Origin of the sequence: Pseudomonas sp. GM41(2012) (genome assembly GCF_000282315.2) — a bacterium.
GTDB lineage: Bacteria > Pseudomonadota > Gammaproteobacteria > Pseudomonadales > Pseudomonadaceae > Aquipseudomonas.
Genome location: NZ_AKJN02000007.1, coordinates 1,050,578 through 1,071,210 on the forward strand (window position 1 = coordinate 1,050,578; position 20,633 = coordinate 1,071,210).

The window sequence follows — 20,633 nt, forward strand, 5'->3', positions numbered from 1 at the left end:
CCTCAAGCTAAGGTTGAAGATGATGCGGAGCAAGGTGACAGGTGCGCAGCGTTGGGTCGTGAAGATCGGCAGCGCTTTGCTGACAGCGGACGGCAAGGGCCTGGATCGCGCGGCAATGAGTGTTTGGGTCGAGCAGATGGTGGCTTTGCATGAGGCTGGCGTCGAGCTGGTGCTGGTGTCCTCCGGGGCGGTGGCGGCCGGCATGAGTCGCTTGGGCTGGACCGTACGACCCAGTGCGATGCACGAGTTGCAGGCCGCTGCCGCCATCGGTCAGATGGGGTTGGTGCAAGCCTGGGAGTCGAGCTTTGCCGAGCATGGCCGGCATACCGCGCAGATTCTCCTGACCCACGACGACTTGTCCGACCGCAAGCGCTACCTGAATGCCCGCAGCACCTTGCGCGCGCTGGTCGAACTGAAAGTTATTCCGGTGATCAACGAGAACGACACTGTAGTCACTGATGAAATACGTTTCGGCGACAACGACACCCTGGCGGCGCTGGTAGCCAACCTGGTCGAAGCTGACTTGCTGGTGATCCTTACCGATCGCGATGGCATGTTCGACGCCGATCCGCGCAACAACCCTGACGCCAACCTGATTTACGAAGCGCGCGCTGATGATCCGGCGCTGGATGCGGTGGCGGGCGGTACGGGTGGTGCGCTGGGTCGTGGCGGCATGCAGACCAAGTTGCGTGCTGCGCGGCTGGCGGCTCGCTCCGGTGCGCATACCATCATCGTTGGCGGGCGTATTGAACGCGTGCTGGATCGTCTCAAGGCGGGCGAGCGCATCGGCACCTTGCTGTCGCCTGAGCGTGGCCTGTTGGCGGCGCGTAAGCAATGGCTGGCCGGGCATCTGCAAACCCGCGGCACGCTCGTGCTGGATGCTGGTGCGGTGACGGCGCTGTCCAAAGGCAACAAAAGTTTACTGCCTGTGGGTGTCAAACTGGTGCAGGGCAGCTTCCGTCGTGGCGAGATGGTGGTTTGCGTGGCGCCGGACGGTCGTGAAGTCGCCCGAGGCCTGGCCAACTACAGCGCGCTGGAAGCACAAAAAATCATCGGTCAGTCGTCTGAGGCGATTGTCGGTCTGTTGGGTTACATGGCGGAGCCGGAACTGGTTCATCGCGATAACCTGATCCTGGTCTGAGGGAATACTTGAATGCGCGTGGCAAAAGGATTGTTGGGTCTGCTGTTGGCGATGCCGCTGCTGGCCTCGGCCGAGGAGATTGGTCAGGTGTCGACGGTGTTCAAGTTTGTCGGTCCGAACGACCGCATCGTCGTCGAAGCGTTTGATGATCCAAAGGTTGAGGGTGTGACTTGCTACCTGTCGCGAGCCAAGACGGGTGGCGTGAAGGGTGGTTTGGGATTGGCTGAAGATCGCGCGGAAGCGTCTATCGCTTGTCGTCAGGTCGGGCCGATCCGCTTCAAAGGCGAGTTGAAGGATGGTGACGAGGTGTTCAAGGAGCGCACGTCGCTGGTGTTCAAGACCATGCAGGTGGTGCGATTCCTCGACAAGAAGCGCAATACGCTGGTGTACCTGGTCTATAGCGATCGTGTGATCGAGGGTAGTCCACAGAATGCGGTCACCGCCATCCCAATCCTGCCGTGGGCGAGCGCTCAATAAGCTAGCGAAGATCCAAATTGTGGGAGCGAGCCTGCTCGCGAAGAGGGGGTGTCAGTCGGCATTAATGTCGTCTGACACGCCGCTTTCGCGAGCAGGCTCACTCCCACATTTTTTTTGCGCTGGATTTGCCAAATCGCAGGCAATAAAAAACCGACCCTAGGGTCGGTTTTTTAACAAGCTTATCGCTTATGCGGCAACAGCAAGGTTCAGAGCCTTGACGTGACCGTTCAGGCGGCTCTTATGACGAGCAGCCTTGTTCTTGTGGATGATGCCTTTATCGGCCATACGGTCGATAACTGGCACGGCCAGAACGTAAGCAGCTTGAGCTTTTTCAGCGTCTTTTGCGTCGATGGCTTTAACTACATTCTTGATGTAGGTACGAACCATGGAACGCAGGCTGGCGTTGTGGCTGCGACGCTTCTCAGCCTGTTTTGCACGTTTTTTGGCGGAAGGTGTGTTGGCCACCGTCGAGCTCCTCGAAAGACTTTTTAGGAAATAGCAAACAAAATAGGCCGCGAATCATGCCGATGAGTTGATGTCTTGTCAAGGGCGGTTGAGACGTTCCGCTAAGTGGTAGGTATAAAGAGGCGGGATATTTATTTCCGGCGCTTGACCTGTAAACTCGCGAGCTTTGGCTCTGTGCTGCTGCGGCGCGGAGTATCGCATAAGTAGGCGCTTTGTTCGCCTGCTGTTTATCGACAGGCACAAACTCTTTCAATGAATCTGCTCAAATCGTTGGCCGCCGTCAGCTCTATCACGATGCTTTCCCGGGTTCTGGGGTTCGTTCGTGACACTCTCATTGCACGTACATTTGGCGCCGGGATGGCGACCGACGCCTTCTTTATCGCCTTCAAATTGCCCAATTTGCTGCGGCGGATCTTCGCCGAGGGGGCTTTTTCCCAGGCATTCGTGCCGATTCTTGCTGAATATAAAAGCCAGAAGGGCGAGGAGGCGACGCGAACCTTCATTGCCTACGTCTCGGGCCTGCTGACGCTGGTGCTGGCGTTGGTCACCGCTTTGGGCATGATCGCTGCGCCGTGGGTCATCTGGGCAACCGCGCCGGGTTTCACCGATACGCCGGAAAAATTCGAGCTGACGGCCAGCCTGTTGCGCGTGACCTTCCCTTATATATTGCTGATCTCCCTGTCTTCATTGGCCGGGGCGATCCTCAATACCTATAACCGCTTCTCGGTGCCGGCCTTCGTGCCGACCCTGCTCAACGTCAGCATGATCATCTTTTCGGTGTTCCTGACACCGTATTTCGATCCGCCGGTCATGGCGCTGGGCTGGGCAGTACTGGTGGGTGGCCTGGCGCAATTGCTCTATCAGCTGCCGCACCTGAAAAAGCTCGGCCTGCTGGTGTTGCCACGCCTGAACCTGCGTGACAGCGGCGTCTGGCGGGTCATGAAACAAATGCTGCCGGCGATTCTCGGCGTTTCGGTGAGTCAGATCTCGCTGATCATCAACACTATTTTCGCTTCGTTCCTGGTCGCCGGTTCCGTGTCCTGGATGTACTACGCCGACCGTTTGATGGAGTTGCCGTCCGGTGTGCTGGGCGTGGCGCTGGGTACGATTCTCCTGCCGACCCTGGCCAAGACTTATGCCAGCAAGGATCGTGAGGAGTATTCGCGGATCCTCGATTGGGGGCTGCGCCTGTGCTTCATGTTGGTGCTGCCGTGCTCCCTGGCGCTGGGGATTCTCGCCGAGCCGTTGACGGTTTCTTTGTTCCAGTACGGCCAGTTCAGTGCGTTTGACGCCTCCATGACCCAGCGGGCGCTGATCGCTTATTCGGTCGGTTTGCTCGGGATTATTGTGATAAAAGTGCTGGCGCCGGGCTTTTATGCGCAACAAAACATCCGCACACCGGTAAAAATCGCGATTTTTACCCTGATCGTTACCCAGTTGTTCAACCTGGTATTGATCGGCCCGCTGGCCCACGCCGGTCTGGCGCTGGCCATCAGCATCGGCGCGTGCATTAACGCCGGCCTGCTGTTCTATCAGCTGCGCAAGCAGCAGATGTATGAGCCGCAACCGGGGTGGGCGAAGTTTGGCTTCAAGCTAGTGATAGCCGTGTTAGTGATGTCTGCTGTATTGCTGCTTGGAATGCATTTCATGCCAGCCTGGGATCAAGGGCATATGCTGGAGAGGTTCCTGCGTCTGGGCGCATTGGTCATTGCCGGTGTGGTGGCTTATTTCGGCATGTTGCTGTTGATGGGCTTCCGTTTGCGCGACTTCAATCGCAAGGCGCTGAGCTGAGGTTGCGACCTCGATAAACACGGGCGAATCGACGGTTTTGTCGGCTCGATCACTTTGGGTTACGGTGTTGCCTGTCGTCGGCCGCCGGGTGTGGTTATAATCGACCACTTTATGAGCAAGAAGCGCGTTATGCAGCTGGTTCGAGGCCTCCACAACCTGCGCCCCCAGCATCGGGGCTGTGTCGCCACTATTGGCAACTTTGACGGTGTTCACCGTGGCCACCAGGCTATCCTGGCGAGGCTCCGTGAGCGTGCGCTCGAGTTGGGCGTGCCCAGCTGCGTGGTGATTTTTGAGCCGCAGCCGCGAGAGTTCTTCGCGCCGGACACGGCTCCGGCCCGTCTGGCCCGGCTGCGGGACAAACTGCAGCTGCTGGCCGAAGAGGGTGTCGACCGGGTCCTGTGCCTGGCCTTCAACCAGCGCTTGAGCAAGCTCAGCGCCGCCGAATTCGTCGATACCATTCTGGTGGACGGCCTCGGTGTACAACATCTTGAGGTCGGTGACGATTTCCGTTTCGGCTGTGACCGGGTAGGGGATTTCGATTTCCTGCAACAGGCTGGCGTCCTGCAGGGCTTTACCGTCGAAGCGGCGCAGACCGTGGAGCTTGACGGTATTCGCGTCAGCAGCACCCAGGTCCGCAATGCCCTAGCGGCTGCCGATTTTGCTTTGGCCGAGCGACTGCTCGGTCGTCCGTTCCGGATTGCCGGGCGGGTCCTGCATGGCCAGAAGCTGGCGCGCCAATTGGGGACGCCGACGGCCAACATACAACTCAAGCGTCGTCGCGTGCCGCTGACCGGGGTTTACCTGGTCAACGTCGACATCGACGGCAAGACCTGGCCAGGCGTCGCCAACATTGGCGTGCGGCCAACCGTTCAAGGTGATGGCAAAGCCCACCTCGAAGTGCATCTTTTAGATTTTGCCGGCGATCTGTATGACCGGCGTTTGACGGTGGTTTTCCACCACAAGCTGCGTGAAGAGCAGCGTTTCGCCTCTCTGGAGGCGCTTAAGACGGCGATCAATGCGGATGTTGCCGCCGCCCGTGCCCTGTCGCACCTAGCGCCAATCGCTAATGAAGAGCCTTAAATGACCGACTATAAAGCCACGCTAAACCTTCCGGACACCGCCTTCCCAATGAAGGCCGGCCTGCCTCAGCGCGAACCGCAGATTCTGCAGCGCTGGGACAGCATTGGCCTGTACGGTAAGTTGCGCGAGATTGGCAAGGATCGTCCGAAGTTCGTACTTCACGACGGTCCTCCGTACGCCAACGGCACGATTCACATCGGTCATGCGCTGAACAAGATTCTCAAGGACATGATCATCCGCTCGAAAACCCTGTCGGGCTTCGACGCGCCTTATGTTCCGGGCTGGGACTGCCACGGTCTGCCGATCGAGCACAAAGTCGAAGTGACCCACGGTAAAAACCTGGGCGCGGACAAGACCCGCGAACTGTGCCGTGCCTACGCCACCGAGCAGATCGAAGGCCAGAAGTCCGAATTCATCCGTCTGGGCGTGTTGGGCGACTTTGCCAACCCGTACAAGACCATGGACTTCAAAAACGAGGCCGGTGAAATTCGTGCCTTGGCAGAAATCGTCAAGGGCGGTTTCGTGTTCAAGGGCCTGAAGCCTGTGAACTGGTGCTTCGACTGCGGTTCGGCCCTGGCTGAAGCAGAAGTCGAGTACGAGAACAAAAAGTCCTCGACCATCGACGTGGCGTTCCCGATTGCCGACGAAGCCAGGCTGGCTGCCGCTTTCGGTCTGCCTGCGCTGGGTAAACCTGCCTCGATCGTGATCTGGACCACCACCCCGTGGACCATCCCGGCCAACCAGGCATTGAACGTTCACCCGGAATTCAACTACGCCCTGGTCGATGTCGGCGACAAACTGCTGGTGCTGGCGGAAGAGCTGGTCGAGTCGTGCCTGGCCCGTTACAACCTGGAAGGCTCGGTCATCGCGACCACCACCGGTAAAGAGCTGGAACTGATCAACTTCCGTCACCCGTTCTACGATCGCCTGTCGCCGGTTTACCTGGCCGACTACGTTGAACTGGGCGCTGGCACCGGCGTGGTTCACTCCTCGCCGGCCTACGGCGTAGACGACTTCGTGACCTGCAAGAAGTACGGCATGGTCAACGATGACATCATCAATCCGGTTCAAAGCAACGGCGTTTACGTACCGTCGCTGGAATTCTTCGGCGGCCAGTTCATCTGGAAGGCCAACCCGGCCATCGTCGACAAGTTGACCGAAGTCGGTGCGCTGCTGCACACCAGCATCATCGAACACAGCTACATGCACTGCTGGCGTCACAAGACCCCGCTGATCTACCGCGCCACCGCGCAGTGGTTCATCGGCATGGACAAAGAGCCTGTGACCGGCGACACCCTGCGCAAGCGGGCGATCAAAGCCATCGAAGAGACCAAGTTCGTTCCGGCCTGGGGCCAGGCGCGCCTGCACTCGATGATCGCCAACCGTCCTGACTGGTGCATCTCCCGTCAGCGCAACTGGGGCGTGCCGATCCCGTTCTTCCTGAACAAGGAAAGCGGCGAGCTGCACCCACGTACTGCTGAATTGATGGAAGAAGTCGCCAAGCGCGTCGAAGTCGAAGGCATCGAAGCCTGGTTCAAGATGGACGCCGCCGAGTTGCTCGGTGACGAAGCGCCGCAGTACGACAAGATCAGCGACACTCTGGACGTCTGGTTCGATTCGGGCACCACGCACTGGCACGTTCTGCGCGGTTCGCACTCGATGGGCCACGAAACCGGTCCACGTGCCGACCTGTACCTGGAAGGTTCGGACCAACACCGTGGCTGGTTCCACTCGTCGTTGCTGACCGGTTGCGCCATCGACAACCACGCGCCATACCGCGAGCTGCTGACTCACGGCTTCACCGTCGACGAGTCCGGTCGCAAGATGTCCAAGTCCCTGGGCAACGTGATCGCGCCGCAAAAGGTCAACGACACCCTGGGCGCCGACATCATGCGTCTGTGGGTTGCTTCCACCGATTACTCGGGTGAAATGGCAGTTTCCGAGCAGATCCTGCAACGCAGTGCGGACGCCTACCGGCGGATCCGTAACACCGCGCGCTTCCTGCTCTCCAACCTGACCGGCTTCAACCCGGCCACCGACATCCTGCCGGCCGAAGAAATGCTGGCGCTGGACCGTTGGGCCGTGGATCGCACCCTGCTGCTGCAACGCGAGCTGCAAGAGCACTACGGTGAATACCGCTTCTGGAACGTCTACTCCAAGATCCACAACTTCTGCGTGCAGGAGTTGGGCGGTTTCTACCTCGACATCATCAAGGACCGTCAGTACACCACTGGCGCCAACAGCAAGGCCCGCCGTTCGGCGCAAACCGCGCTGTACCACATCTCCGAAGCGCTGGTGCGCTGGATCGCGCCGATCCTCGCGTTCACCGCTGACGAACTGTGGGAATACCTGCCGGGCGAGCGTAACGAATCGGTAATGCTCAACACCTGGTACGAAGGTCTGACCGAGCTGCCGGAAAACGTCGAGCTGGACCGCGCCTACTGGGAGCGGATCATGGCGGTGAAGGTCGCGGTCAACAAGGAAATGGAAATCCAGCGCGCGGCCAAGGCCGTCGGTGGCAACCTGCAAGCCGAAGTGACGCTGTACGCCGAAGAGGCGCTGAGCGCCGACCTGGCCAAGCTGAGCAACGAACTGCGCTTCGTATTGATCACCTCGACCGCGACCGTTGCACCGTTCGTTCAGGCGCCGGCCGATGCCGTGGTCACCGAAGTCAGCGGTTTGAAACTGCAAGTGGTCAAGTCGAGCCACGCCAAGTGCGCCCGTTGCTGGCACTGCCGTGAAGACGTCGGTGTGAACCCGGAGCATCCGGAAATCTGCGGTCGTTGCGTCGACAACATCAGCGGCGCTGGCGAGGTTCGTCACTATGCCTAATGCGGCTGGCCGTTTCGGACGGCTGAGCTGGCTCTGGTTGAGTTTGCTGGTCCTGGTCATCGACCAGGCCAGCAAGTTCTACTTCGAAGGCAAGCTCGAGATGTTCCAGCAAATCGTGGTGATCCCCGATTTGTTCAGCTGGACCCTGGCCTATAACACGGGCGCGGCATTCAGCTTCCTGGCCGACAGTTCCGGCTGGCAGCGCTGGTTGTTTGCCCTGATCGCGGTCGTGGTCAGTGCGGTGCTGGTAGTGTGGCTCAAGCGTCTGGGGCGCAACGAAACCTGGCTGGCCGTCGCTTTGGCGCTGGTGCTGGGTGGCGCGCTGGGTAATCTGTACGACCGCATTGCCCTGGGCCATGTGATCGATTTCATTCTGGTGCATTGGCAGAACCGCTGGTATTTCCCGGCGTTCAACTTTGCCGACAGTGCAATCTCTGTCGGTGCCGTAATGCTTGCGCTGGACATGTTCAAAAGTAAGAAAACCGGAGAAGCCGTTCATGACTGAACAGGTATTGGCTGAGCAACGCATCCGCCAGAACACGGAAGTCACCTTGCACTTTGCACTGCGCCTGGAGAACGGCGACACCGTCGACAGCACCTTCGACAAAGCCCCGGCGACCTTCAAGGTCGGTGACGGCAACCTGTTGCCAGGGTTCGAAGCAGCGCTGTTCGGCTTCAAGGCTGGCGACAAGCGTACGCTGACGATTCAGCCGGAAAACGCTTTTGGCCAACCCAACCCGCAGAACGTACAGATCATCCCTCGCTCGCAGTTCAAGGACATGGAACTGTCGCCTGGCTTGCTGGTGATCTTCAACGATGCGGCCAATACTGAGTTGCCCGGTGTAGTGAAGACATTCGATGACGAGCAAGTGACCATCGACTTCAACCACCCGCTGGCCGGCAAGACATTGACCTTTGACGTCGAGATCATCAACGTCAAATCGCTCTAACGTGTAGGAGCTGAGCTTGCTCGCGATGGCGTCATGACATTCAACATCAATGTTGACTGAAACATCGCCATCGCGAGCAAACTCAGCTCCTACAGGGTTGTAATGATCTAACTTCTTGCGCGCAAGACACGAGGCACAGCATGCAAATCAAACTCGCCAACCCCCGTGGCTTCTGCGCCGGTGTGGACCGGGCAATCGAAATCGTCAACCGCGCCCTGGAAGTTTTCGGGCCGCCGATCTACGTGCGCCACGAAGTGGTCCACAATAAATTCGTCGTCGAAGACCTGCGTGCTCGCGGGGCGATTTTCGTCGAAGAACTGGATCAGGTGCCGGACGACGTCATCGTGATCTTCAGTGCCCACGGTGTTTCCCAGGCCGTGCGCACCGAAGCCGCCGGTCGTGGCCTGAAGGTGTTCGACGCCACTTGCCCGCTGGTGACCAAGGTACACATCGAAGTGGCACGCTACAGCCGCGACGGCCGTGAATGCATTCTCATCGGCCACGCCGGTCATCCGGAAGTCGAAGGCACCATGGGCCAGTACGATGGCAGCAATGGTGGCGCGATCTATCTGGTCGAAGACGAGAAAGACGTCGCCGAATTGCAGGTGAACAACCCTGAAAAACTGGCGTTCGTGACCCAGACCACCCTGTCCATGGACGATACCAGCCGCGTCATCGACGCACTGCGTACTCGCTTCCCGGCGATCGGTGGCCCGCGCAAGGACGACATCTGCTACGCCACGCAAAACCGTCAGGACGCGGTCAAGCAACTCGCCGACGAATGCGACGTGGTCCTGGTGGTCGGCAGCCCGAACAGCTCCAACTCCAATCGCCTGCGTGAACTGGCCGAGCGCATGGCCACCCCGGCCTACCTGATCGACGGTGCCGAAGACCTGCAAAAGAGCTGGTTCGACGGTGTCGAGCGAATCGGCATCACCGCTGGTGCCTCCGCACCGGAAGTGCTGGTGCGTGGCGTGATCCAGCAATTGCAGGCGTGGGGCGCTACCGGTGCCGATGAGCTGGCCGGTCGCGAGGAGAACATTACCTTCTCCATGCCTAAAGAGTTGCGCGTCCGCTCCCTGCTTTAACGCTTTTGCCCCCTGGGCACAGCGCCTGCTCAGCCTTATGGCTGCGCAGGCTGACGCGACCGGTCGCGGCCAGCACCACTTGGAGCTGAGTGACCGGTTCGCGGGCTGCGCAAATGTGCAGTGTCCCCGCTTGAAAGGCCCGTCCGGGCATCTGTGGCTCGCCAATACTGTTGAAGCGTATGTATCGCCTGACCGGCCAATTGCCGACAATCGGCACCTCAGCGCCACTCGCGCGCTCAATCAGCAGCGGATTGCTGTTGTCCTCCGCCCCTTTGCCACTGATATCCAGAATGATCCGCCAGCCCTGACTCCAGTCGCCGTTGATGCCGTGAATCACGACGCTCTGGTTGCGTGTGATGGCAACGGTTCTGGCGTTGCGTATACCGCTGATAAGCGACTCTGCCACCTGTTCGCGATGGTTCGATTCAGTCAGTGCAGCAAACGCCGGACTGACCAACAGCAGAACAATCCCGACAATTGTCAGTCCCATGAGCAGTTCGATCAGGCTGAAACCTCGCTGATGCATGTCATCTCCCTCCCTGGAGTGCTGCGGCCCGCGCGATCCCTGCGCGAGTAATGGCAAAACAACCGTACATCCGCCGGTCGAATGTTCTAGCGTGTAGAAGCAGGTATAGCCGACGGCAACGGAGGGCACCGATGGATCATCGTACAAAAGGTTTCACGCTGATCGAGTTGCTGGTCGCGCTCGCGGTGTTTCTGGTCCTGATCACGCTGGTCGTACCGGCGTTTACCCGTTCGGTGCAAATCACCAAGGCCGACACCGAAATCGGCGATCTGCAACGCGGACTCAATTTCGCCCGACTGGAGGCTATCGACCGTGGTGTCACCACCCGGCTGCGCCCGACGGCTGGCGGCAGCGTCTGGAGCGGAGAATTAACGGTCTTTGACGGTACTGGCAATCCGGCCAATGTATTGCGGGTTGTTCCAGCGATGAGCAGCGGCGCGACTCTGACGCTAACCTCAGGAGTGACCGCCATCGATTTCAACAACCTTGGCGGGTTGTCGGCACCGTCCACGGCGGTGGTGATCAGCTACGTACGGGGGGCGGAAAGCAGGACACTGAATGTGTGTTTGAACGGACGAATTCTATTGGGTGGAAGCTGCGGATGAGGGGATGGAGCAAGCGTGCACAGGAGGGCATGACGCTGATCGAAGTCTTGGTTGCGTTGTTGATTCTCAGCGTGGGGCTGTTGGGGGCTGCGGCGATTCAGCTCAATGCGCTGAAGTACACGGACAGCGCGCGGATGACCAGCCAGGCGAGTTTTATCGCCTACGACATGATGGACCGCATTCGCGCCAACTCCGGTGCCGACTACACCGTCACGCCTGCGACCTCGGGCAACCTGAGCGTCGCTCGGGATCAGGATCTCTACGACTTCACCACCAACATTGTCAATTTCGGCGGTGCCACTGCCACCGGTAGCGTTACGCTCAATCAGCGGGTGTACACCATCACCATCACCTGGGATGACTCGCGGGCGGCCAACACTGCCAATTCACGCCGTAGTTTCGTCCTGACCAGTCGCGCCACCCTTGATCCGGTGTCGACGCCATGAACCGGTCCAGCAGAGGTTTCGGCCTGATCGAGTTACTGATCGCCCTGGCGCTGAGTCTGGTCGTGGTCCTGGGTGTGGCGCAGATTTTCATCGCGGCCAAGAACACTTATGTCAGCCAGAACACCGCTGCCGCCATGCAGGAAGATGCGCGTTTCGTGCTGAGCAAGATGATTCAGGAAATTCGCATGGTCGGCATGTTCGGATGTCTGGGGGCGGTCACTGATTCAAGCTCGGCGGGTGACTTCAATGCCAGCCAGACAACGCCCATCAATTGGGATAACGCCAACCTCAAACTGACCCTGGTGACAGCGGATGTCGGCAGCAGTGGCGGGGTACCGACCTGGACGGTGGTTTCTGATTGTCGGAACAATGCGACGGCCTACACCGGCGTCCGGGTTCCGGGGGCGGGAGAGCTGGCGTTTCCGATCCGGCGCTTGATCTACAGCTTCAACAACAATCAACTGCTGATGGGTGTCGGCAGCGGCACGCCGGCTCAGGCAGTGCTGGTGAACAACGTCAGTGCCTTCAACGTGAGCTTCGGCCTCGCCAGTTCCGCCAATGATGTGGCTGCCTCCAGTTACAGCAGTAACCCCACTGATCCGGCGCGCATCCGTAGTGTTCGCCTGACGTTGACCCTCACCGACCCGAACAACCGGGTAAGCAATCAAACCTTCAACGTGGTTGCCGCGCTGCGCAACCGCTTGCCATGAGGGGAGGGCCGATGAGTATTTTTCCCGTGACCCCTCCCGCCCAGCGGGGCATGGCGCTGCTGGTCAGCCTGGTGTTTCTTCTGTTGCTGACACTGATCGGCCTTTCATCCATGCAAAACGCCACCCTGCAGGAAAAAATGGCCGCCAGCGTGACCTTGCGCAATCAGTCGTTCCAGGGCGCCGAGTCGGCGTTGCGCGTAGGTGAAAGCGCGGTACAACTGGAGACCTATTCGTTGCCGGTCTGCAGCGGCACTACCCAATGCGCGCCACCGGCCGAGTCGTCGACAATCACCGGCGCCGGCTTCAATTCAACCTCGGGGGTGACCTGGATCGCCTCCGGCAGCGGTTTTTACGGGGTGCAGAACATCGGCACCACCCTGACCGCCGTGAATGTGCCGAGCAACACCTCGACAACGCTGTACCGGGTGACCGCAGTCGGCATCGCGGGCAACTCGCGCAGTGTAGTGGAGAGTATCTATGCGAAGTACTGAGGCCCGCACAGGCTGGCGCCGTTGGTTGTTGCAGTTGTTCTGCGGCGCGGCGTCGAGCCTTTATCTGGCAGCGCCGGCTTATGCCTTCACGCCCTCGGATTCGCCGCTGTTGAATGCCGCCGCCGTGGCCCCCAATGTGATGCTGTTACTCGATGACTCGGGGAGTATGAACAGCATTATCTGGGCGGCAGGCTTCGACCCGACGATCACGCGCACTCAGGTGACTATTTGCCTCTCGAATGGTTCGTGCTTGAAAGGGCGTGAACTTGATATGACCGACAGCAATATCTCCTTGTCGAGTTTGACTCGAGGAACATGTTCGAAAGGATGGTACGGTTTTTATAACAACAGCTTTTTCGGTCTGGATTCGCTTTGCCTGAAGCTTCCCGATCCGGTAGGGGGTGAGGACACTCGCTATTCGGCGAAATACTTGTCGTATCTGGTAAGCCTCGCCAACAATTCCGACCGGGATTTCACCGATGGCTCGATTCCCAATGACTACCGGATGAATGTAGCGCGCAACGTTTCCAAGGCACTGGTGGCCAGCAACCGCTCGCTGCGTATCGGTCTGGCGACGTTCAACCTGGCGGTCGGAAACCATAAGAATGACGGCGGTTACATCGCCCGCTCGATCAGTGATTTGTCGGCAGTCAGCGGCACCGTGACGCAGGCTCAGGCCGATACCAACTACAACGCATTGATCGCCGGAATCGACGAACTGAGCGCACAGGCCAATACGCCGCTGGCTGAAGCCTACTATGAGATCACCCGCTATTTTCGTGGCATGACGCCGTACAACAACTCGACGCCCACCACCTACACCAGCCCGATTCAGTATCGCTGCCAGAGAAATTACGGGGTGGTGATCACCGATGGTCTGCCCACCTACGACCGAACCTTTCCGACTGACGATCCGCTGGGTGGCAGCCGCTTACCAAACTGGGACGGGATCAGCAGTAACGATGGCGCCGACCGCTTTGGCGACGACGAGGGCGACACCCTGTACCTGGATGACATCGCCAAGTTTGCCTTCGATATCGACATGCGCTCCACGGGAATCGATGCCGCGGGCAAAAGCTGGGACGCCCCGGATTTTCCCGGGCAGAACATGAATACCTACACCGTGGGGTTCGCCGCGGCAAACCAAATGCTGGCGGACGCCGCGACCTACGGGCAGGGCAAGTACTACCAGGCGACTGACGGCGCCGAGCTCAACAGCTCGCTGTCTTCAGCCCTGAGCGACATCACCTCCAAGGCGGGCTCAGGCGGCAGTGGTGTGGCCAACGGCACGACGCTGTCCAGCAATTCAAGCTACTTCCAGACCAGCTACAACCCCAAGGACTGGCGCGGCACCATTAAGTCCTTTGGCTTCACATCGGCGGGCGCGGTGAACACGGCCGCGGTGCTGTGGACGACCGATACCACCATCGTGCCCGGTGCTACCGCACCGACCTACCAGTCCTGGAATACCCTGACCAACGCCGTTGTTACCCTGGCCTACAGCAATTTTTCCCCAGCCCAGCAGACCTTCCTCAGCCAGAACCTGCCCACCGGTATCACCGGCAGCGATCTGGTGGAGTGGAGCAAGGGCACTAACAAAACCGGGTTGAGAACGCGCAGTGTATTGCTCGGCGATATCATCAATTCGCCTCTCGTGCTGGCCGCGCCCACGGACAAAACCGCGTCCGATCTGGTGGGTGACACCACTTACAGCACCTACCTCGCCACCAAAGCCGCCAACATGAGCTCCAGCCTGGTGGTGAACGCCAATGACGGTTTTGTAAACGTCATCAGCTCGACCAGCGGTGTCAGACGCTACGGCTATATGCCCTCCAGCGTGCTGCCATCATTGCGCTACATCGCTGACCCCACTTACATCAATGGTGTGAGCCACAAATACCTGGTCGACGGCCAGGTCGGTGTGTTCGATGCCCAACTCGGCAGCGCCTGGAAAACCCTGGCGATTGGAGGAACAGGGGCGGGCGGCAAAACCTTTTATGCACTGCAACTGTTCGACGCATCGGCCGGTAACGTGACTAACGCGTTGTGGGAGATCAGTGCACCGGCCACAGCAAATACGGCGAACGTTTTCAATGATCTGGGTTATGCCTATGCGCGTCCCGAAGTGGCACGCTTGGCCGATGGTCGCTGGGCGGCATTCATCTCCAACGGTTATGGCAGCAACTCGGGGGTGGCAGCGCTGTATGTGGTGGATATCCGCGACGGCTCGCTGATCAAGAAAATCGTGGTCGACAGTACAGAAACCACGAACGGCCTGTCGTCGGTGAAGCTCAGGGTCGACTCGCAAAATGTGGTGCAGGCCGCCTATGGGGGCGATCTGAAAGGGCGGTTGTGGAAGTTCGATTTGAGTGGCACTACCTCCGACACCTGGGGCGTGGCGTTTTCCGGCAAGCCGTTGTTCACCACTGCAGGTGGCGCGACCCAGCCGATTACCACGCAACCGTTGCTGGCCGATCACGCATTGGGCGGCAAGGAAGTGTTTTTCGGTACCGGCAAGTTCAATGAGGCCGCCGACAAGACCAACAAAGACCTTCAGGCTTTCTATGCCGTGTGGGATGCGGAAGGTGGCTCCGGGCAAATCACAACGTCCAGTTTGCAGGCGCAGGCGGTGACCGGTGTGTTCTCGGGTAGCAGTGGGCAATTCATCACCACCAGCCAGAACGAAGTGACCTACCCGGCAGAGAAGGGCTGGTATCTGCCATTGGTTTACAACAACGTGTTGACCGGCGAGCGGGTAATCAATCAGGCCAGTCTGGTGGCCGGCCGGATCGTGTTCACCACGGCCAGCGTGGACACCACCGACCCTTGCGCCAGTTTCGGCACCGGCAAACTGGTCGAGCTGGATGCATTCAGCGGTAAGATGCTCAATTACGCGGTCCTCGACAGCAATGGCGACGGGTTGGTCGATACAAAGGATTCGATCTCCAGCGGGGTGATTTTCACCGGTGGTATTCCGACGCTGAACGCGATCGTCAACAATGCGTCCCGCAAGATTGTGAACGACTCCAGCGGTGGCATCAGCTCCCTGGTGGAAAAGCCCGGCAGCGGCGGCAGCCGTCGCATCATGTGGCGACAAATACAGTAAGTGAGAGTTGAGGCATGCGCAGATCCAACCGAGGTTTTACCCTGATCGAAATCATGATCGTGATTGCGATCATCGGGATCGTCATCACCATTGGCTACCCGAGCCTCACCGAGTATGTGAACAAGGGCCGCCGCACTGAAGTCGCCGGCCTGCTCTCCGAACAAGCGCAGATCCTTGAACGCTTCTATTCGAAGAATAATGTCTACACCAATGCCACCGGCCTGAGCGCCGGTAATGACTTCTACACCATCACGCCGACCCTGACCGATCAGACCTTCCTGCTGACGGCGGTGCGCAAGCCCGGCAAGGCCATGGCAGCTGACAAGTGCGGTGATTTCACCATCACCAACACTGGCGTCAGAAGCATGGTCAATGCGACGGCCGCGACCAAGGATTGCTGGGGGCGCTGAGTTCTTTTTTGGGTGCCTTTTGTGCCCTCTGTCTATTTAACGGTTGGATCAGAACATGACCAGGCAACAGCAAGTGGTGATTGTCGGCGGCGGCGTGATTGGCCTGCTGACAGCGTTCAATCTCGCGTCAGAAGTGCAGAGCGTTGTGCTGCTGGATCGCTCGAACGTCGGTCAGGAGTCGTCCTGGGCCGGCGGCGGCATCGTCTCGCCGCTCTACCCGTGGCGCTACAGCCCGGCGGTCACCGCGTTGGCGCATTGGTCCCAGGATTTTTATCCACAGCTGGGTGAGCGACTGTTTGCCGCCACCGGTGTCGATCCTGAGGTGCATACCACCGGGTTGTACTGGCTGGATCTGGATGATGAGGCCGAGGCGCTGGCCTGGGCCGAGCGGGAAAATCGTCCGTTGCGGGCTGTGGATATCTCGGCCGCTCATGACGCGGTGCCGGTGCTGGGGAGCGGTTTCTCCCGGGCGATCTACATGGCCGATGTGGCCAATGTGCGTAATCCGCGACTGGTGAAGTCCCTCAAGGCTGCGTTGCTGGCGCTGCCGAACGTGACGATTCATGAGCAGTGTGAAGTCAGCGGGTTTATCCGTGAAGGCGCTACGGTAGTTGGGGTGCAGACCTCGGCGGGAGCGATTCATGGCGATCAGGTGGTTCTGACCGCAGGCGCCTGGAGCGGTGATTTACTCAAGAGCCTGGATCTGGAGCTGCCGGTCGAGCCGGTGAAAGGTCAGATGATTCTGTACAAATGCGCAGCGGATTTCCTGCCGAGCATGGTTCTGGCCAAGGGGCGTTATGCGATCCCTCGGCGCGATGGGCACATTCTGATCGGCAGTACGCTGGAGCATGAAGGCTTCGACAAGACGCCAACCGAATCTGCCCTGGAGAGCCTGAAGGCGTCGGCGGTGGAGTTGATTCCTGCACTGGCGGATGCCGAGGTCGTGGGGCACTGGGCCGGGTTGCGACCGGGTTCACCGGAAGGCATTCCCTACATCGGTCGGGTGCCAGGGTTCGAAGGGCTTTGGCTGAATTGCGGGCATTACCGTAATGGCTTGGTGCTGGCGCCAGCGTCGTGTCAGTTGTTTGCGGATGTGATGCTGGGGCGTGAGCCGATCATTGATCCGGCGCCGTATGCACCGGCTGGACGTATTTGACCGCATGATTTTTGTTGTCGGTCAGATCGCCTTCGCGGGCAAGCCTCGCTCCTACAGGTTTGAGTCGATCAATAAGTTTGTGAACGACATAAATCTGTAGGAGCGAGGCTTGCCCGCGAAGAGGCCCTCAATCGAGTCCCAGTTTCTTGAGCCTGTAGCGCATCGACCGGAATGAAAGATTCAACCGCTGAGCCGCCGCCGTGCGGTTCCAGCGGGTTTCTTCCAGAGCCTGGAGGATAAGGTTGCGTTCGACGTTCTCCAGGTAGTCTTCCAGGTTGTCGATCTGCGTCAGGTCCGGCACACCGCCTTCCGGGTTGCAGTTGCCTTCGGCCAGTCGCAGGTCGCTGGCTTCAATTTGTTTGTTTTCGCACAACGTGTGCGCCCGTTCGAGCATGTTCTCCAGTTCCCGCACATTGCCGGGGAAGCGATAGCTTTTCAGCGCATCGAGGGCTTGGGGGTGGAGTGTTGCGGCGGGTTGGCCGGTACTGATGGCCAGCCGTTTGAGCACATGGCTGGCGAGGGATTCGATGTCGTCACGGCGTTCGCGCAAGGGCGGCACCCGTAGTTCGATCACGTTCAACCGGTAGTACAAATCCTGGCGAAAGCGTTCGGCGGCGACTTCGGCGTCGAGGTCTTTGTGGGTGGCGCAAAGGATACGCACATCGACCACGGTTTCCTGTTGCTCGCCGACACCGCGAACGGCTTTTTCCTGTATTGCCCGTAGCAGTTTGACCTGCATCGCCAGCGGCAAATCAGCCACTTCGTCGAGGAACAGAGTGCCGCCATGGGCCGCCTGGAACAGTCCGGGTTTGTCTTCGATGGCACCGCTGAAGCTGCCTTTGCGATGACCGAAAAATTCGCTCTCCATCAATTCTGACGGAATCGCCCCGCAATTGACCGGGATAAAGGGTTGGCTGGCGCGCGGTCCTTGCTCATGGATCAGTCGCGCGACCAATTCCTTGCCGCTGCCGGATTCGCCGCTGATGTACACCGGTGCCTGGCTGCGGGCCAGTTTGTCGATGTGTTTGCGCAAGGCGCGCATAGGTGGTGAATCACCCAGCAGCCGGCGATCGATGGCGATGCCGGTGCCGCCCGGCGCAGGCAACCGAAGCGCGCTGCTGACCAGTTCCCGCAGGCGAGTGAGGTCCACCGGTTTGGTCAGGAAGTCGAAGGCGCCGGCCTTGAGGGCGTTGATCGCCGTTTCCAGGCTGCCATAAGCGGTGATCATGGCCACCGGTACTTGGGGGTGGCGTTGCTGGATGTGTTGCACCAGCTCAAGGCCGGTGCCGTCCGGCAAGCGCATGTCGGTGAGGCACAAATCGAACGACTCTCGCGAGAGCAGGGCCTGGGCTTCGCCGAGGTTGCGGGCACTGAAGGTGTCGAGTTTCATCCGTCCCAGGGTGATTTCCAGGAGTTCGCGGATATCCGGTTCGTCGTCGACGATCAGGACTTTTTGCCGTGGGCTCATGTTCAACTTTGTTTCCGTCCGTGAGCAAAAGTGATGCGAAAGCAGCCGCCGCCTTGGCGTGGTTTGAAGTCTAGGCGGGCCTGGTTGCTTTCGCACAGCTCACGGGACAGATAAAGCCCCAGGCCGGTGCCTTGGGTGCTGGTGGTGAAGAACGGTTCGAACAAGTGCACGTGATGCTCTGGCGCCACGCCGGGGCCATCGTCCAGGATCTCGAGGATCGGCAGCTGGCTGTCCGAATCGACAAACAATTCGAGCCAGACCTGTGCCAGGTCGTGATTCAAGGCGCTATGGCGCCAGGCGTTACGCAACAGATTGTCGAGAATCTGGGTCAGTTGGTCTGGATCCATCAGGGTTTTGAAGTCTCCTGAGCCGATGCGCAGATGAATCTGCTGATGCTCGGTCGCCCTCTCGCGGGTTTCGTTGACGAACTGTTCCAGCCACGGCTTCAGATCAAGCCGTTGCGCTACGGTTTGCTGGCGGCGGGACAGTTGCAGGACGTTTTCGATTACCCGATTCATTCGCTGAGAGTGGTCTTGAATAATCTGTGTCAGACGTCGATCCGCGCCGTTCAGTTCCTCTGATTCCTGCAATAGCTGCGCGGCATGACTAACGGCGCCCAGTGGATTGCGGATTTCATGGGCGATACCGGCGGTCAGGCGACCGAGTGCGGCGAGCTTCAATTGCTGGGCTTGTTGAGCGATTTGCGCGAGGTCTTCGAGAAAGACCAGGGTCTGGTGGTGTGGGCTTTGGTCCAGGGCAATGAAGCTCGGTTGCAGCTCCAGACCACTGCTGGCGACTTTCAGGCTCTGGGGGCGCAGCGTCGGATTGTTGAGCCACAGTTGCAGGCGTTCGACCAGGCTGGGCAAGTAGTCGTCGATCAACTGGCCTGCAAGATTTTCCCTGCCTAACAGGTTCAGGGCGCTGTGGTTGGCCAGTTGAACCCGCCGCTGGTCGTCGAGTACCAGGATGCCGGTCCGCATGCGTTGCAGGATCAGGGCGTTGAGGGCTTCGAGGCTGACGACTTCGCTGGCCCGTTGTTCGGCGAGGGTTTCGCTGACCTCCAGGCGTCGGATCAGTCCTTGCACCAGCAATGCCGCAGCAAAACACAAAGCGCCGAGCGTGCCGACTTGCAGGTAATCGTTGGGGGTGGCGGGATGGCTGAAACTCAGGAGGAAGCTCAGCCCGACGATGCCGAGCGCGCCAACGGCGGCAATCAGCAGGCCGATGCGCCCTCGCAACAAGGTGTTACTGATGGCTACCGATACGATCAGCAAGTTGCCGATGGCGCTGGCCACACCGCCGGCGGCGTAGAACAGACCGCACAGCAGCAGGACGTCGGTCAGCGCCAGGCTGAACAGTTGCGCCGGGCGCCGGGTGTTCCCGAGGAATACCACCAGCAGGATGTTCAGCACCAGGTAAAACCAGCTGCCACTGCGCAGCAGGTCGTCATTGCTGAACGTCAGCAGCTGGTTGTCCATGTTGCTGGCGATCAACAGCACCAGGGTGATGCCGATGCTCAAACGGTAGAGGTGATAGAGGCGCAGCAGTCGCTGGGCCTGTTTGCTGCCGGGACTGGAGGTCTCAGCGATCACTGGAACCCGGGCCTTGCTCAAGATGAGCCTGGCTGCAATACCACTGTTGTTGAAGGCTCAGCGCGCGGTCGCGTGGCAGGTGTACGCCGCAATGGGCGCAGCGGACCATGGGGGCCGCTTCCAGCTCGGCAGAGGACTTGGGCACGGAAGCCTGGCCCTTGAACTTGCGCCAGAACCATACCGCAGCGGCAATCAGGGCGATCCAGAACAGTAAACGAAGCATGATGAGCTGCTATTTGACGAGTGATGAGCCAGTTTAGCCAAGGACATGACCAGCGCACAGCGTAATCATCGAGCCC

Annotated in this window: 20 protein-coding genes; 15 read left to right on the forward strand and 5 right to left on the reverse strand. The window is 59.4% G+C overall.

Annotation, left to right across the window (positions count from 1 at the left end):
* Window positions 1-22: 22 nt before the first annotated feature.
* Window positions 23-1,141 carry a glutamate 5-kinase gene (gene proB / locus PMI27_RS09765; protein ID WP_033053411.1) on the forward strand — a complete coding sequence of 373 codons (1,119 nt, stop codon included), beginning with the start codon at window positions 23-25 and terminating at the stop codon, window positions 1,139-1,141.
* 12 nt (window positions 1,142-1,153) lie between these two features.
* Window positions 1,154-1,618, forward strand: a complete 465-nt coding sequence (locus PMI27_RS09760; protein WP_008154938.1) for a CreA family protein — start codon at window positions 1,154-1,156, stop codon at window positions 1,616-1,618.
* A gap of 186 nt (window positions 1,619-1,804) precedes the next feature.
* Here the strand turns inward: PMI27_RS09760 and rpsT are convergent, their stop codons facing one another.
* Window positions 1,805-2,083 (reverse strand): 30S ribosomal protein S20, encoded by a 279-nt coding sequence (gene rpsT, locus PMI27_RS09755; protein ID WP_008154937.1) that lies wholly within the window; start codon window positions 2,081-2,083, stop codon window positions 1,805-1,807.
* A gap of 252 nt (window positions 2,084-2,335) precedes the next feature.
* Here rpsT and murJ point away from each other — a divergent pair, with 252 nt between their 5' ends.
* The 6 genes from murJ to ispH all read left to right on the forward strand — a co-directional run bounded on the left by murJ (window position 2,336) and on the right by ispH (window position 9,824).
* Window positions 2,336-3,874: a murein biosynthesis integral membrane protein MurJ gene (murJ, locus tag PMI27_RS09750; RefSeq protein ID WP_008154935.1), complete on the forward strand. Its 1,539-nt coding sequence runs from the start codon at window positions 2,336-2,338 to the stop codon at window positions 3,872-3,874.
* Window positions 3,875-4,003: 129 nt separating this feature from the next.
* Entirely contained in the window at window positions 4,004-4,954 is a 951-nt protein-coding gene (ribF, locus tag PMI27_RS09745; protein ID WP_008154932.1) for a bifunctional riboflavin kinase/FAD synthetase, read from the forward strand.
* Window positions 4,955-7,786 (forward strand): isoleucine--tRNA ligase, encoded by a 2,832-nt coding sequence (ileS, locus tag PMI27_RS09740; protein WP_008154931.1) that lies wholly within the window; start codon window positions 4,955-4,957, stop codon window positions 7,784-7,786.
* The gene (lspA, locus tag PMI27_RS09735) at window positions 7,779-8,291 is read left to right on the forward strand and encodes a signal peptidase II (RefSeq protein ID WP_008154929.1); all 513 of its coding nucleotides are present in this window, start codon (window positions 7,779-7,781) and stop codon (window positions 8,289-8,291) included. Before ileS ends, lspA begins: the two co-directional genes overlap by 8 nt.
* Before the next feature lie 7 nt (window positions 8,292-8,298).
* Window positions 8,299-8,736, forward strand: a complete 438-nt coding sequence (gene fkpB, locus PMI27_RS09730; RefSeq protein ID WP_177327872.1) for an FKBP-type peptidyl-prolyl cis-trans isomerase — start codon at window positions 8,299-8,301, stop codon at window positions 8,734-8,736.
* Between the two features lie 140 nt (window positions 8,737-8,876).
* The gene (gene ispH, locus PMI27_RS09725; RefSeq protein WP_008154926.1) at window positions 8,877-9,824 is read left to right on the forward strand and encodes a 4-hydroxy-3-methylbut-2-enyl diphosphate reductase; all 948 of its coding nucleotides are present in this window, start codon (window positions 8,877-8,879) and stop codon (window positions 9,822-9,824) included.
* Here the strand turns inward: ispH and PMI27_RS09720 are convergent.
* Window positions 9,793-10,350, reverse strand: a complete 558-nt coding sequence (locus PMI27_RS09720) for a GspH/FimT family pseudopilin (protein ID WP_008154924.1) — start codon at window positions 10,348-10,350, stop codon at window positions 9,793-9,795. The genes ispH and PMI27_RS09720 overlap by 32 nt on opposite strands.
* 131 nt (window positions 10,351-10,481) lie before the next feature.
* On the opposite strand from PMI27_RS09720, the gene PMI27_RS09715 reads away from it, so the two are divergent.
* From PMI27_RS09715 to thiO, 7 genes are read left to right on the forward strand one after another with little or no spacing between them, the layout of a single operon-like run.
* Window positions 10,482-10,955 (forward strand): GspH/FimT family pseudopilin, encoded by a 474-nt coding sequence (locus PMI27_RS09715; protein WP_008154923.1) that lies wholly within the window; start codon window positions 10,482-10,484, stop codon window positions 10,953-10,955.
* Window positions 10,952-11,401, forward strand: coding sequence for a type IV pilus modification protein PilV (gene pilV / locus PMI27_RS09710; protein ID WP_008154921.1), 450 nt, complete (start codon window positions 10,952-10,954; stop codon window positions 11,399-11,401). Before PMI27_RS09715 ends, pilV begins: the two co-directional genes overlap by 4 nt.
* Entirely contained in the window at window positions 11,398-12,111 is a 714-nt protein-coding gene (locus PMI27_RS09705; RefSeq protein ID WP_008154919.1) for a PilW family protein, read from the forward strand. Before pilV ends, PMI27_RS09705 begins: the two co-directional genes overlap by 4 nt.
* Window positions 12,112-12,122: 11 nt before the next feature.
* Window positions 12,123-12,602, forward strand: a complete 480-nt coding sequence (locus PMI27_RS09700) for a pilus assembly PilX family protein (protein ID WP_008154917.1) — start codon at window positions 12,123-12,125, stop codon at window positions 12,600-12,602.
* Entirely contained in the window at window positions 12,589-15,708 is a 3,120-nt protein-coding gene (locus tag PMI27_RS09695) for a pilus assembly protein (RefSeq protein WP_008154915.1), read from the forward strand. The genes PMI27_RS09700 and PMI27_RS09695 overlap by 14 nt, the downstream gene beginning before the upstream one ends.
* 14 nt (window positions 15,709-15,722) lie before the next feature.
* Window positions 15,723-16,118 (forward strand): type IV pilin protein, encoded by a 396-nt coding sequence (locus tag PMI27_RS09690; RefSeq protein ID WP_008154912.1) that lies wholly within the window; start codon window positions 15,723-15,725, stop codon window positions 16,116-16,118.
* Between the two features lie 55 nt (window positions 16,119-16,173).
* Window positions 16,174-17,274 (forward strand): glycine oxidase ThiO, encoded by a 1,101-nt coding sequence (thiO, locus tag PMI27_RS09685; protein WP_008154910.1) that lies wholly within the window; start codon window positions 16,174-16,176, stop codon window positions 17,272-17,274.
* 127 nt (window positions 17,275-17,401) lie between these two features.
* Here thiO and PMI27_RS09680 read toward each other — a convergent pair whose 3' ends face one another.
* The 3 genes from PMI27_RS09680 to PMI27_RS09670 are packed head-to-tail and all read right to left on the reverse strand — an operon-like array spanning window position 17,402 to window position 20,557.
* The gene (locus tag PMI27_RS09680) at window positions 17,402-18,742 is read right to left on the reverse strand and encodes a sigma-54-dependent transcriptional regulator (RefSeq protein ID WP_008154909.1); all 1,341 of its coding nucleotides are present in this window, start codon (window positions 18,740-18,742) and stop codon (window positions 17,402-17,404) included.
* 2 nt (window positions 18,743-18,744) lie between these two features.
* Window positions 18,745-20,334 carry a sensor histidine kinase gene (locus PMI27_RS09675; protein ID WP_008154907.1) on the reverse strand — a complete coding sequence of 530 codons (1,590 nt, stop codon included), beginning with the start codon at window positions 20,332-20,334 and terminating at the stop codon, window positions 18,745-18,747.
* The gene (locus PMI27_RS09670; RefSeq protein WP_008154904.1) at window positions 20,324-20,557 is read right to left on the reverse strand and encodes a PP0621 family protein; all 234 of its coding nucleotides are present in this window, start codon (window positions 20,555-20,557) and stop codon (window positions 20,324-20,326) included. The genes PMI27_RS09675 and PMI27_RS09670 overlap by 11 nt, the downstream gene beginning before the upstream one ends.
* Window positions 20,558-20,633 lie beyond the last annotated feature (76 nt).

Bases quoted from the DNA above. Each gene is read 5' to 3' on its own strand.
- proB (WP_033053411.1), top strand. From the start codon at position 23: ATGCGGAGCAAGGTGACAGGTGCGCAGCGTTGGGTCGTGAAGATCGGC.
- PMI27_RS09760 (WP_008154938.1), top strand. From the start codon at position 1,154: ATGCGCGTGGCAAAAGGATTGTTGGGTCTGCTGTTGGCGATGCCGCTG.
- murJ (WP_008154935.1), top strand. From the start codon at position 2,336: ATGAATCTGCTCAAATCGTTGGCCGCCGTCAGCTCTATCACGATGCTT.
- ribF (WP_008154932.1), top strand. From the start codon at position 4,004: ATGCAGCTGGTTCGAGGCCTCCACAACCTGCGCCCCCAGCATCGGGGC.
- ileS (WP_008154931.1), top strand. From the start codon at position 4,955: ATGACCGACTATAAAGCCACGCTAAACCTTCCGGACACCGCCTTCCCA.
- lspA (WP_008154929.1), top strand. From the start codon at position 7,779: ATGCCTAATGCGGCTGGCCGTTTCGGACGGCTGAGCTGGCTCTGGTTG.
- ispH (WP_008154926.1), top strand. From the start codon at position 8,877: ATGCAAATCAAACTCGCCAACCCCCGTGGCTTCTGCGCCGGTGTGGAC.
- PMI27_RS09720 (WP_008154924.1), bottom strand. From the start codon at position 10,350: ATGCATCAGCGAGGTTTCAGCCTGATCGAACTGCTCATGGGACTGACA.
- PMI27_RS09715 (WP_008154923.1), top strand. From the start codon at position 10,482: ATGGATCATCGTACAAAAGGTTTCACGCTGATCGAGTTGCTGGTCGCG.
- pilV (WP_008154921.1), top strand. From the start codon at position 10,952: ATGAGGGGATGGAGCAAGCGTGCACAGGAGGGCATGACGCTGATCGAA.
- PMI27_RS09705 (WP_008154919.1), top strand. From the start codon at position 11,398: ATGAACCGGTCCAGCAGAGGTTTCGGCCTGATCGAGTTACTGATCGCC.
- PMI27_RS09700 (WP_008154917.1), top strand. From the start codon at position 12,123: ATGAGTATTTTTCCCGTGACCCCTCCCGCCCAGCGGGGCATGGCGCTG.
- PMI27_RS09695 (WP_008154915.1), top strand. From the start codon at position 12,589: ATGCGAAGTACTGAGGCCCGCACAGGCTGGCGCCGTTGGTTGTTGCAG.
- PMI27_RS09690 (WP_008154912.1), top strand. From the start codon at position 15,723: ATGCGCAGATCCAACCGAGGTTTTACCCTGATCGAAATCATGATCGTG.
- thiO (WP_008154910.1), top strand. From the start codon at position 16,174: ATGACCAGGCAACAGCAAGTGGTGATTGTCGGCGGCGGCGTGATTGGC.
- PMI27_RS09680 (WP_008154909.1), bottom strand. From the start codon at position 18,742: ATGAGCCCACGGCAAAAAGTCCTGATCGTCGACGACGAACCGGATATC.
- PMI27_RS09670 (WP_008154904.1), bottom strand. From the start codon at position 20,557: ATGCTTCGTTTACTGTTCTGGATCGCCCTGATTGCCGCTGCGGTATGG.